Source organism: Ruegeria sp. BF10 (assembly GCF_056538725.1).
In genome coordinates this window covers 52,482-64,288 of the sequence record NZ_JBQFTR010000008.1, presented here as the reverse complement: position 1 = coordinate 64,288, position 11,807 = coordinate 52,482, and the positions used below count along the sequence as shown (strand labels likewise).

Annotated in this window: 9 protein-coding genes; 3 read left to right on the top strand and 6 right to left on the bottom strand. The window is 59.0% G+C overall.

What is annotated here, in order from left to right; genetic code table 11:
• The first annotated feature begins 70 nt into the window (after positions 1–70).
• Together ACR0DJ_RS19345 and ACR0DJ_RS19340 are read left to right on the top strand one after the other, a co-directional pair.
• Entirely contained in the window at positions 71–1,078 is a 1,008-nt protein-coding gene (locus ACR0DJ_RS19345) for a glycosyltransferase (protein ID WP_480686057.1), read from the top strand.
• Positions 1,075–3,117: a hypothetical protein gene (locus ACR0DJ_RS19340; protein ID WP_480686056.1), complete on the top strand. Its 2,043-nt coding sequence runs from the start codon at positions 1,075–1,077 to the stop codon at positions 3,115–3,117. Before ACR0DJ_RS19345 ends, ACR0DJ_RS19340 begins: the two co-directional genes overlap by 4 nt.
• Before the next feature lie 19 nt (positions 3,118–3,136).
• Here ACR0DJ_RS19340 and ACR0DJ_RS19335 read toward each other — a convergent pair whose 3' ends face one another.
• The 6 genes from ACR0DJ_RS19335 to rfbF form a co-directional block, all read right to left on the bottom strand.
• Positions 3,137–5,173, bottom strand: coding sequence for a B12-binding domain-containing radical SAM protein (locus tag ACR0DJ_RS19335; protein ID WP_170347034.1), 2,037 nt, complete (start codon positions 5,171–5,173; stop codon positions 3,137–3,139).
• Positions 5,174–5,291: 118 nt separating this feature from the next.
• Positions 5,292–5,693 (bottom strand): GtrA family protein, encoded by a 402-nt coding sequence (locus tag ACR0DJ_RS19330; protein ID WP_170347032.1) that lies wholly within the window; start codon positions 5,691–5,693, stop codon positions 5,292–5,294.
• Positions 5,690–6,568, bottom strand: a complete 879-nt coding sequence (locus ACR0DJ_RS19325; protein WP_425080224.1) for an NAD-dependent epimerase/dehydratase family protein — start codon at positions 6,566–6,568, stop codon at positions 5,690–5,692. The genes ACR0DJ_RS19330 and ACR0DJ_RS19325 overlap by 4 nt, the downstream gene beginning before the upstream one ends.
• A complete protein-coding gene (locus ACR0DJ_RS19320; protein ID WP_170347028.1) occupies positions 6,568–7,800 on the bottom strand; it encodes a class I SAM-dependent methyltransferase in 1,233 nt (410 codons plus the stop codon). The genes ACR0DJ_RS19325 and ACR0DJ_RS19320 overlap by 1 nt, the downstream gene beginning before the upstream one ends.
• Positions 7,797–8,882: an NAD-dependent epimerase/dehydratase family protein gene (locus ACR0DJ_RS19315; protein WP_480686055.1), complete on the bottom strand. Its 1,086-nt coding sequence runs from the start codon at positions 8,880–8,882 to the stop codon at positions 7,797–7,799. Before ACR0DJ_RS19315 ends, ACR0DJ_RS19320 begins: the two co-directional genes overlap by 4 nt.
• Positions 8,864–9,637, bottom strand: a complete 774-nt coding sequence (gene rfbF, locus ACR0DJ_RS19310) for a glucose-1-phosphate cytidylyltransferase (RefSeq protein ID WP_170347026.1) — start codon at positions 9,635–9,637, stop codon at positions 8,864–8,866. The genes ACR0DJ_RS19315 and rfbF overlap by 19 nt, the downstream gene beginning before the upstream one ends.
• Before the next feature lie 672 nt (positions 9,638–10,309).
• Here rfbF and ACR0DJ_RS19305 point away from each other — a divergent pair.
• Positions 10,310–11,794, top strand: a complete 1,485-nt coding sequence (locus tag ACR0DJ_RS19305; RefSeq protein ID WP_254440093.1) for an NAD(P)/FAD-dependent oxidoreductase — start codon at positions 10,310–10,312, stop codon at positions 11,792–11,794.
• Positions 11,795–11,807: the final 13 nt, after the last annotated feature.

Below are 11,807 nucleotides of genomic sequence, written 5' to 3'. Positions count from 1 at the left end.
TTGGGCGATGTGCGAATCCGATACAGCACCGGGTGATACAATCGTTTCCAACTTGGAGGTTGGGTAATTGGTGTCTTCAGATTTAGAACAAAATCACAAAACAATTTCCATTGTTTCGCCTTGCTACAACGAAGAAGACAATGTGGCGAATTGCTATGAAACCGTAAAAGCGATTTTTGAGGAAAATCTGCCGGGCTACAGGTGCGAGCATATCTTTGTCGATAATGCATCCTCCGACCGGACTGTCGAGATCCTGCGAGAGATCGCTGAAAAAGATCAGAATGTGAAAGTTGTCGTAAATGCCCGCAACTTTGGAGTGTTCCGATCCGCCTTCAACGGGTTGCGTTATGCCGAAGGGGATGCCGTGGTCGTCATCCTGCCGGTGGATCTTCAGGACCCGCCGGACATGATCCCGGAATTCGTGCAGTTATGGGAAAGCGGTTACGATGTGGTGGCCGGTGCCCGCACCACCCGCGAAGAGGGGATCGTGATGCGCGCGGCGCGCGGCATCTTCTACACGATCGTCAACCGGCTGTCCGATGTCTGGCTGGAGCCATCAGTGGGTGAGTTCCAGCTTATTGATCGCAAAGTGCTCAATGCGGTGCTGTCGCATAACGACCACTACCCCTATATCCGCGGCATCATCGCCAGTTGCGGGTTTCGCCGCATCATCGTTCCATATGTCTGGCGGGCCCGCAAAAGAGGTGTTTCCAAGCACAATCTGATGGCGCTGACCGATCAGGCGCTGAATGCGATCTTTTCTTTCACACGTGCCCCAATGCGGTTCTGTACGCTGAGTGGTCTGGTGATTGCCATCAGCTGTATTCTGTTTTCCCTCATTTCAGTGGTGTTCTATTTCTTCAATCCGGATTTGGCTCCACGGGGAACCACGACAATCATCGTTGCGCTGTTCTTCCTGTCGGGCATCCAGATGCTGTTTATCGGCATGTTGGGGGAATACATAACCTCGATCCACAATCAGGTGCGGGGCGGTCCGATCGTCACTGAACAGGAACGCATCAATATCGAAGGTCCCGCACGGGACCCGGCGATTGTCAAAGACGAGCATTTGGCATGAAAATGCGTTCAGGTCGGGCGATGTGGCTCTTTGCCGGGGCGATGGCCTTATGCGGCAGCTCGGCCTGGGCTGCGGACCTCGCGGGCAGCAATGCCACATTGGCGGACCTGCGCCTTTGGTTTGCAGCCATGGCGATCGCTGCACTGCTTGTGGTGGGTGTTTTCCGGCAGCGCGGCCAGCTTCTTTTTGGCTTGCTTGGCGCGGCGCTGCTTTTGGGCAGTGCGGCCCGGTTGTGGTTGACCCAGCCCCTTTGGTTTCCACGGCTCGAGATTTCCGCAAACCCTCCTGAAAACCTGATCATGCTGGCGATACTGGCGGGCCAGACGGTGTTGACGGGCTTTGTGCTTGTGCGGCCGCAGGGAAGGGCGGCCATAACGGGCCTGATGGCAGAAGCAGGACGGTGGCGGCTGATCCTTTTGCTGGGGCTGGCTGCGGCCTTTTGCGTTTCTGCGACGCCCTACGTGGCTTACGGGTATTATCTGGCTTTCGGTTTGCAGATCGGGATCGGCGGTGCGCTGAACCTTGTGCAGATGGCGACGCTGGTCGCCGTTTTCACAGTTGCCGGGCCTGACAGGGCACCCCGCATTCCGGTTCCGGCCCTGGCCGTCTTTGCTACGCTGGCCAGCGCGGCTCTGGCCTGGGCGGCGTTCGACCGCGTGCCTCATGTCGAGGATGAGGTGGCCTATCTGTTTCAGGCGCGCACCTTTGCTGCGGGTGTCCTCGGAAGCCCGGCCCCACCCGCAGCGGCGCAGCCCGCATTGGAATATTATCTGTTCGACATTCGCGGCGATCAGTGGATCGGCGTGCCGGCACAGGGTTGGGCCATCGTGCTGAGCCTTGGCGTGCTGGCCGGGGTGCCGTGGCTGGTCAACCCCGTGCTGACCGGAATCTCTGTCTGGCTGGCGCATGGCATCGTGTGCCGTGCCGTCAGTCGCGAACGGGCCGATCTGGTGGCGTTGCTGATGGCCACGTCGCCCTGGGTGCTCGCCGCCGGGGGCACGCTGATGGCACATTCCACGACATTGGTGATGGTGCTGCTGGGATGGTGGTGTCTGCTCAGAGCCGGAGAGGGATCAACGCGCAGGGATGTCTTGCTTGCGCTTGTTGCAGGTCTGGCTTTGGGCTGGGCCTTTGTCACCCGACAGCTTGATGGGTTGATCATAAGCGTTTTGACCGGCCTGTGGTTGCTGCGGCGCCTGCCGGGGGGGATCGGACAGGTGATCGCCTGCGCCTTGGGCGGTGTTCTGTCGGGTGGGGTCTTTTTGCTGCTCAACCTGATGATCACCGGAGACGCGCTGCTGACCCCGCAAGCGGATTACCTGAGCCGGTTATGGCCCGACACGCAGAATGCCTATGGGTTTGGTCCCAATGTAGGGCCACCGGCCGAGAGCTGGGGCGCGCTCGACATCTGGGTCGGGCATAGCCCGGCCGAGGGTCTGCTGAATCTGATCAATGGTTTTGCCGCGCTCAATTACGAACTTCTGGGCTGGACATTCGGGTCCCTGGTTCCGGTCTGGATTGCGTTCATATGGGGCAGAAAGCTGACCGGGTTCGACCGGGCCATGCTGGTGGTGTTCGCGATCCTTGTGGGGGCCCTGTTTTTTTACTGGTTTACGGGCACGTTCTATCTTGGGCCGCGCTACTGGCATACGGCTTTGTTGCCGGCGCTGGCTTTGGCGGCGGCCGGGATCGAGACCGTCCGGGACCGATTGCCCGAACGGCATCGTGGCCGTCTGCAGTGCGTCATCCTATTGCTGTGTGCGGTGTCTGTTGTCAGCTTCACCCCATGGCGGGGAGTGTCGAAATACAATGGGTATGGCGGCTATACCGGTGACATAAGACGGCAGGCTGCCGGGCTTGGAAACGCTCTGGTCTTTGTCTCGACACAGGGCGATATCGGGTCTGCACTCTATCTCAACGACCCGTTCCTGCCCGAGGGCAAACCGATTTTCCTGCGCGATATGGGTCCCGAGCAGAACGCAGACATCATCGCGGCCTTCCCGGGCCGCGATGATGTCTATCTGGGGGATGGCGAATAGGCCCAGCCCAAAGCCAGACCTATTCGGCTGCGTGTTGGCTTTCGCCTGACACGAAGTTGCGCCGGAAATCATTGGCGAACATCGTTCGGGTAAACCGGCCGAGCCCCGAAGCATGTTCGCCAAAGGTTTCGATCCGTGACAGCAAGGTGGTTTTCACCCTTTGATCGACTTGGGTCTGGAACTCGCGGGGGGCATCGAACTGGTAATCCTGCAGCACGCCCTGATATCCCGAATTCCGCCAGGCCTCGACATCGAAAGACGAGCTCCAGACGGGTTCGTGTTCCAAGGTTTCCGAGAAGGGCACATGCAGCATCACGGCGCTGTAGTAATTGATGATCGTGTCGAGCATCTCGTGCGCTTCGTGGTCGTCCTTGTCCAAAAGGTCGCTGATGGCCCGTTTCAGGAAATCAAGTGCTTCGTCCAGCACGATGAACCGGCCAATCATCGAATATTTGCTGAGCAGATTGCCCCCCAACTCGCCGCTGATCAGATCATCATAATTTTCCTGCGCCCAGGCAACACAATCGGCGCGGGTTTCAAACAGCTCCTGCTGGTTTTCCTCCAGATAACCGGCCACCGCATCCCGGAAGGGCTGGGGGGCCTGATCGAGAATGTCCTGCATATGCTTGACGATCAGGAAGGGCCGGATGCCACGGGACCGCGCCAGCCGGAAGGCTTCCTCGAAATTGTCTTCGTAATAGAAGATCGTCAGCAGCAGATGGAAAACACGGGTGTCCAGATAATCCTGGAACGAGAAATTCTCGGACTGGACCACCATTTCCTCGGTCTCGACCACGGTTGGACCGGTATATTTGCCCAGGCATCGGGCAACCACGCGATGGAGGGTTTTGAAGCCGAATTTCTCGCGGCTGTCAGGATTGGCCAGGGGTGCGCCGTGCAGCAGCATCAACTGGTGCGCCGCGACCCGGCTGACGCCGGTTTCGATCAGTTGATCGACGGCATCCATGAAGGATTCCCTGGTTTCACCGGGCATGCACAGGATCAGCTCGCCATAGGATTGCATGCCCTTTGAATGCAGCTCCTGCTGTACCTCGGCATAGGTGTCCAGGCTGATATTGTCGCGTTTGATGTTCTTCAGAACTTCCGGATTCAGAGACTGAACCGACGAGGTCATCGGCAAGCGACCCTTGGCCTTGCGCATCACCTTGATGATCCGGTCGCCGCGGTTCTTGCCCGTGGTGGTGCGGATATATTTGGGCCAATCGTACCGTTCCATCAGATGGCCCAGGTAATCGGCCACCTCTTCGTCCTGTACATACATACCGAAATTGTCGTCAGCAAAACAAAGCGGGCTGGCATGGTTGATACGGGCCACGATGTAATCCAGATCGGCCTTGGTGCGTTCAAACGAATGGCGGAAGACCTTCGAATTCGATTTGACCGCCGAATTGCAGAACGCGCAGGTGAACGGGCAGCCCCGTGCCAGCTGCATCAGTGCAAACAGGCCGGTGTCAAAGAACTTGTCCATCAGCCCGGCCAGATAGGGCGACGGGATTTCATCCAGATCGCGGATGCGGGGCGGCTCGGCCCCGCGCAGGATCTCTCCGGTTTTTGGGTGCACGTAAAGCGCGCCATCGACGGCCTCTTCCCACATGCCTTCGCGTCGGGCGCCGACATCGATGAAGCGTTGCAGCGTGCTGAGGAACGCGCGCTCGCCCTCATAGGTGGGGCCGCGCACATGCATGTCGATCTGTGGCATGGTCCGGATCCAGCTGTCCTGTTCTTCTTCGGTCAGCGGGAAGTTGGGGCCGCCCATCAGGGTCAGGCTGTTGGGATTGACCGCCTTGACGTAGTTGGCAAAGGACAGGGCCAAGTGGTGGTTCCAGGAATAGCTGGAAAAGCCGACCACATCGGGCGGAGCTGTGTCGACGGCCGCTTTGAATTCCTGCGGATCACGAAAGATCGCGACCTCGACCGGTGTCGGGCTTTTTGCATGAGCCTGGGCATAGGTCGCAAGATTTCCAACACCCAACGGGTAGGTGTCCGACGTGGCAGTAACGAGGTTATGTCCAAGATCAGCAAGATAAAGACGCATTGACGATTATCCTTCCAGCACTGGTACCAAATACATTTAACAGTCCATATCCTACTATATATCAGATGGACCGGTTACGGATCGAAAGTGTTTATGTCTGTGGTTTTTAGGCATTATATCAGACCTCCTGCTGCCACGGGAAGCGATCGGTCAGCGCCCGGGAAACAAGGATGAATGCCAGAACGGCCGCGGGCAGAACCAGCAGGCCCTGTGCAAGGATCGGATGCAGTCCCGTGCTCAGAAGAGCTTCGAGCGAAAAGGCGTTGAAAACGTAAACCATGACATATGCCAGCAGGTAGAAGGGCAATTTCCTGAACCCTTTGGTGTCGAATACGATCCGGGCGTGGGTCATGAAATTCCACAACACGCCGATCACGAACGAGATCGCAAGAGCCGCCTGTGCGGGCAATCCCGACAGGCTCAGAACCGAAAAAACCGCATACCCGAAGGCCGTATTCACGATGCCGACCAGGGCAAAAAGCATGAAGGATTGCTTGCGTAGAAAAGATGAAGATTTCATACGGCCTCCTCCCTTGACCGAAGACACCGGGCGACTCCGGAAGCAATGTCATATTGTGGCATAAAACCGGTCTCGTCCCGCAACCGGGTTACGTCCGCCGCCAGCCGGGGCGGATCGTCCGCCGCGCGGGCGATGGTGCCCAGGCGGATCAGATCGGGCCGGTGCATCTGGTTTGCCACTTCTGCAATCAGGTCTCGAACCGGGGTCGCCGTACCGCTGGCGACATTGACCGGGCCGGTCAGATCGCTTTCCAGCACGCGCAACAAGGCGCGGGCAAGATCATCGACATGCAGGAAATCCCGCTCCTGCCGTCCATCGGTGCAATCAACCGGCCGTCCCGCCCCGAGGTTTGACATCAGATCGCCGAACAGTCGCCCCGGCGGTTCATCCGGCCCGTAGACAAAAAAGATGCGGGCCCATGCCAGGGACAGGCCAAGTGTCTGCTGGCCCGCGCACAGTGCCAGACCGGCCCCGGCCTTGGCCGCCCCATAAAGGGTGCGAGGGCGCAGGGGGCTGGTTTCGACCAGCTCCGGTACCGACCAGTCATATTCGGCACAGCTTCCGGCGCAGATCGCACGCTGGCCGCCTGTATGCGCGAATTCCCGCACCAGATGCAGCGTTGCGGCCATCCAATCCAGATTGGCCCCAGAGGTCCAGCGGTCGCGCGCGCCGTCATGCCAGGCCAGATGCACCAGATGGCTGGCGCGGGCGGCGTCGAGGGCTGTCGTGGTGGCACCGGGGTCCAGCAGATCGCAGGTGATGTCGCTTGCCGGGTTGCGGCCCAGCGTCACCACCTCGTGGCCCGCCTCTGTCAGAGCCGTGGCTGTCGCGCGCCCGATCAATCCGGTTGCGCCCGTCAGCAGAACCCGTGCCATCAGCTGATCCTGATCTCTGGCACGGCGGTTACGAACCGGGTGCCATGCGCTTTCAGGTCGGACAGTTGATCCGTGACCTCGTCCCGGATGTTCCAGGGCAGGATCAGCACGTAATCCGGCGGCGTCTCGCGCAGGGCTTCGACCCCATGCACGGGGATATGGCTGCCGGGCAGCAGCGTGTTCTGTTTGGCCGGGTTGCGATCAACGCAGTAGGAAATCAGGTCGGGGCCGATCCCGGCATAGTTCAGCAGCGTGTTGCCCTTGGCGGCGGCGCCATAGGCGGCAATTGTATCCCCCCTGGCATTTGCTTCGCGCAGAAAGGCGAGCAATCCGTCGCGCAGCGCTTCGACCTGAATGGTGAAATTCATATAGCCCTCAGGCCGGTCGAACTGCGCCGCAGCCTCATCCGCACGGACCTTGGCCAGACCGGGCCCTTCGCGGTGGCTGGCACCCTCAAGGCAGGCGAACACCCGCAGCGAACCGCCATGGGTGGGCAGTTCCTCGACGTCGAAGACCCGCAGGCCCGCCTTGGCAAAAATCTTTTCCACCGCCAGCAGCGACAGATAGGAGTAATGTTCGTGATAGATCGTGTCGAACTGCACTTCCCTGATCAAGTTCAGAAGATGCGGGAATTCGACCGTATAGACCGCGTCGCCGGTCAGAAGCGTGGCGATCCCGGCGACGAAATCGTTGATGTCAGGCACATGCGCCAGCACATTGGCCGATGCGATCAGCGCCGGAGGTTTCTCGGTCGCGGCCACCTTGCGGGCCAGCGCCTCGCCGAAATAATCGACCAGCGTGCGCACGCCTTTTTCTTCGGCTGCCGCCGCCACGCTGCCCGAAGGTTCGATTCCCAGAACCGGGATGCCTTTCTCGACGAAATACTGCAACAGATACCCGTCATTCGAGGCGATCTCGATCACCAGATCATCCGGTCCCAGATCAAGCCGGTCGACCATCTGTTCGACATAGGCCCTGGCATGGGCCAGCCAACTGTCCGAATAGCTCGAGAAATAGGCGTAATCGGCATTGAAGATCTCATCCGCCGGTACGGCGTCTTCGACCTGTACCAGATAGCAGTCGTTGCAGACCCAGGCATGCAGCGGATAGCGCGGACAGGCCGTGCCCGCGCGCTCGGGCGGGACATAGGAATTGGCCAGCGGCGAAAGCCCCAGATCGACCAGCGTCTGGGTCAGGGCTGCGCCACAGCTCCGGCAAGCGGGGTGTGTCATTGCGGCATCCTCCAGCGCAGATCCTCGCTCAGTGTGCCTGTGCGGATATGCTCTTCAAGCGCTTTCAGCCGCATCAGCGGAGATGACCTGAAATCGGCATCGCCAAAGTTGATATCGTTCAGCAATTGCAGCAAATCCCGGATGGTGCCTGCAAGCGTCTGCACCGGCTGATGTTCGGGTGCCAGTTGTTTGTAGAGCGAAAAGTCGACCTTGTAAGATCGGTTGTCGGGCGAGGCATCGGGATTGATCGAGTAACTGGCCCCGGGGACCGCCTCGGCCACGGCCTGCGCCAGATCGCGGATCTGATAGTTCCACACATCCGACCCGGCATTGACCGCCAGCCATTGACCTCCGGCATCCTCGGTCCGGGTGATGGCCCAGTCGATGGCTCGGGCCATGTCGCGCACGTCGATCAGCGGCCGCCAGGGGCTGCCGTCGCTCAGCACTGTGATCTTGCCGGCGGTGACCGCACAGGCGGCAAAATCGTTCAGCACCAGATCCAGCCGCAGCCGGGGCGACGGCCCGCAGGCAGTGGCGAAACGCAGCGCGGTGCGCAGCATCCCCGGCGTGTCCATGGCCGCCAGCGCGCGCTCGGTCCCGATCTTGCTGCGGGCATAGGCGGTCAGCGGGTTCAGGGGCGCGTCCTCGGATCGCGCATCGCCTTCGGCGAAGCCATAGACCGAACAGCTGGAGGCAAACACGAAGCGTGACACCCCGGCTTCGGCGGCCAGATGAGCGGCCTGCACGATGGCATCCTGATTGATTTCCGTGGTGACTGTTTCGAACCGGGCACCCATCGGGTCGTTCGAGATGGCCGCCAGTGCAACAACCGCATCCGCCCCCTGGAACAGTGACGCATCGATATCGCGAATATCCGCGATGATCTGCTGGTTCAGAACCCGCTCGGGCCACGCATCATGCGTGGTCAGCCGGTCCGAGAAAAACCCGGGATCAAGGCCGATCAGATTGGCGTTGGGATAGGATTTCCGCAAGGCCGCCGCCACGACCGGACCAATATAGCCCAGATTGCCAAGCAGGATGATTTTCGGAGCGGAACCCAGCATCATTCCCAGACCTTCCATGGAGCATTGCCTTCCTGCCAGCGGGCTTCGAGCTGACGGCGGTCGCGCAGCGTATCCATCGGTTGCCAGAATCCCTTGTGGCGAAACGCCATCAGATCGCCGTCTGCGGCCAGCGTTTCAAGCGGAGCGCGTTCCCAGATTGCGCTGTCCCCGTCCAGCAGATCACCTACCGAAGGATGCAGCACGAAGAACCCGCCATTGATGAAACCACCGTCACCGCCCGGTTTTTCGGCAAAGCGTTCGATCTGATCGCTGGCCAGCTCCAACGCGCCGAAACGCCCCGGTGGCACGACTGCGGTGAGCGTGGCGCGTTTGCCGTGGCTTTTGTGGAACGCGACCAGCGAACTGATATCGACATTCCCGACCCCGTCGCCATAGGTCATGCAAAAGGCCTCTTCATCCTTGAGCAGATGCATGACACGGCGCAGCCGCCCCCCGGTCTGGCTGTCCTCTCCGGTATCGACCAGCGTCACGCGCCACGGTTCCGATTTACTGTTTGCAATCTCAAGCCCGCCATTGGCGAGATCGATCGTGACGTCTGAACTGTGCAGAAAGAAATTCGCGAAGTATTCCTTGATCACGTAACCCTTGTAGCCGAGGCAGACGATGAAATCCGTGATGCCGTGTGCCGCGTAGATTTTCATGATATGCCAGATGATCGGTTTGCCGCCGATCTCGACCATGGGCTTTGGAATCTTGACGGTTTCTTCGCTGAGCCGGGTTCCCAAACCACCGGCCAGAATAACACACTTCATAAAATTGCTCCCTCGTTAACAACGAGACTGGCTACCAATTCACTCGTTCGAACCCGGACCTGATGTATCCGAGCCTTTCCAAACATTCACACGCAGTAGGATGGCAGCGCCGCCATCCTGTCAAGATTCACAAGGCCACGAGTCGTGAGGCGCTGAATTCCCTGTTGCTCTGGCGCTCAACCATACACAATGCGGGAAAAGTCACAGCATTGTTGATGCGCGCTTTCGGTCCGTCGACACAGTGAAGGACATCACAGACGCAGCCTGAAAAAAGCGGTCATGGTTCAGGTCAGGCGCCGTGCAAGAGGTGTATGGATCCAATCTATGTTTCGCTTCCGGGCGGGGAGTTTCGGCTGGCTGTTCCAGTCAGCAATCATCTTTATGTTTCAGGGCATTGTGGAAAACGCGTGCTGTTTCGGGCGGTGTGAAAGACCGTCGGTTTCGCAAAACCCAAACCGGCTTTCGGTACAGGCGACCCGGTTTGGGTCTGCCATCGATTTGCAGAGAAGGACGCGAGTGCGGTTCGTCAAACGGAATGGTTGATTTTTCTGCACGGAAGGGGTGGAACTTAATACGCAGAAGCCCCGTTTCGGGGGCTGACAGGATTTTGTTGTGAATCTCGGATAACCTCTTGTAGCTTTAGGTCAGTGTTTTGGTATGGGTGTTAGTCATTTGAAAAAAGATATTGTTCCCGTTGTCGTCATTGGTGGTGGTCCAGCAGGGCTGACAGCAGCCTATGAACTTCAGAAACTGAGCGACACACATGTTCCCCGGGTGTTCGAAGCCTCGGACATGGTTGGTGGCATCTCGCGAACCGAAACGCACAAAGGGTATCGCTTCGACATTGGCGGGCACCGGTTTTTCACCAAGGTGCGTGAAGTCGAGGATATGTGGCACGAGGTGATGGGGGATGATTTCATCACCGTGCAACGCCTGAGCCGCATCTTCTACCGCAACAAATTCTACGACTACCCGCTGCGTATCTTCAACGCCCTTGGCAATATCGGCCCCTACGAGACCTACAAGATCATCGGCAGCTTCATCAAATGGAAGATCCGCCCCCGCCAGCAGGAAGACACGTTCGAAGACTGGGTCGTCAACCGCTTTGGTGGGCGGCTTTATATGCATTTCTTCCACAGCTACACCAAGAAGGTCTGGGGTATTCCGCCGTCGGAAATCCGGGCCGACTGGGCCGCGCAGCGGATCAAGAACCTGTCCCTGCCCAAGGCTGTCTGGAACGCGATTTCGGGGGCCAACGACACCGCCAGCCTGATCGAGGAATTCCAGTATCCCCGCCTGGGCCCCGGCATGATGTGGGAAAAAACCCGCGATCTGATCAAGGAAAAGGGCGGTTCGGTCGAGACCCATTCCGAAGTGATCCAGGTGAACCGTGATGGCAATCGCGTCACCTCGATCGATGTGCGCCACTGGACTGAAGATGGCGAAAAACACACAGAACGGGTGGAAGGCACGGAGTTCGTCAATTCAATGGCCGTTCGTGATCTGATCCATGCGTTTGATCCGCCGCCACCGCCCGAGGTCGTCGAGGCGGCAGACCGTCTGCGGTATCGTGATTTCCTGATCGTGACTCTGATCCTGGATCACGCGGACCCGTTCCCGGACAACTGGATCTACATCCACAGCCCGCAGGTGAAGGTGGGGCGCATCCAGAATTTCCGGGCCTGGTCCGCGGAAATGCTGCCCGATCAGAACACCGCGTCGATCGGGATGGAGTATTTCTGCCAGAAAGGTGACGGGTTGTGGTCGTCAAGTGACGAGGATCTCAGGCATCTCGCCAGTGAAGAGCTTGAAAAGCTGGGTCTGGCCAAGGCCAGCGATGTCATCGATCACGCGGTTATCCGGCAGCCCAAGGCCTATCCGGTCTATGACAGTGAATACAAGGACGCCCTGGACACGGTCAGCGGCTGGCTGAAGACGCTGGAAAACTTCCAGACCGTGGGTCGCAATGGTTTGCACCGCTACAACAACCAGGATCATTCCATGCTGTCGGCGATGTACGCCGCGCGCAATATTCTGGGCGAGGATCATGACGTCTGGGATGTCAATGTTGAGCGCTCGTATCACGAAGAGTTTGAAGCCAAGCCCAAGAAAAAGGCGGCCCCGCAATCCGCCGTCCGCAAAAGCACGGCTCTCTGAGGAAGGGGCAGCC

What these genes read in the sequence shown, in the direction of transcription:
- ACR0DJ_RS19340 (WP_480686056.1), top strand. Translation starts at nt 1,075, where the DNA reads ATGAAAATGCGTTCAGGTCGGGCGATGTGGCTCTTTGCCGGGGCGATG.
- ACR0DJ_RS19335 (WP_170347034.1), bottom strand. Translation starts at nt 5,173, where the DNA reads ATGCGTCTTTATCTTGCTGATCTTGGACATAACCTCGTTACTGCCACG.
- ACR0DJ_RS19320 (WP_170347028.1), bottom strand. Translation starts at nt 7,800, where the DNA reads ATGACACACCCCGCTTGCCGGAGCTGTGGCGCAGCCCTGACCCAGACG.
- ACR0DJ_RS19315 (WP_480686055.1), bottom strand. Translation starts at nt 8,882, where the DNA reads ATGGAAGGTCTGGGAATGATGCTGGGTTCCGCTCCGAAAATCATCCTG.
- rfbF (WP_170347026.1), bottom strand. Translation starts at nt 9,637, where the DNA reads ATGAAGTGTGTTATTCTGGCCGGTGGTTTGGGAACCCGGCTCAGCGAA.
- ACR0DJ_RS19330 (WP_170347032.1), bottom strand. Translation starts at nt 5,693, where the DNA reads ATGAAATCTTCATCTTTTCTACGCAAGCAATCCTTCATGCTTTTTGCC.
- ACR0DJ_RS19325 (WP_425080224.1), bottom strand. Translation starts at nt 6,568, where the DNA reads ATGGCACGGGTTCTGCTGACGGGCGCAACCGGATTGATCGGGCGCGCG.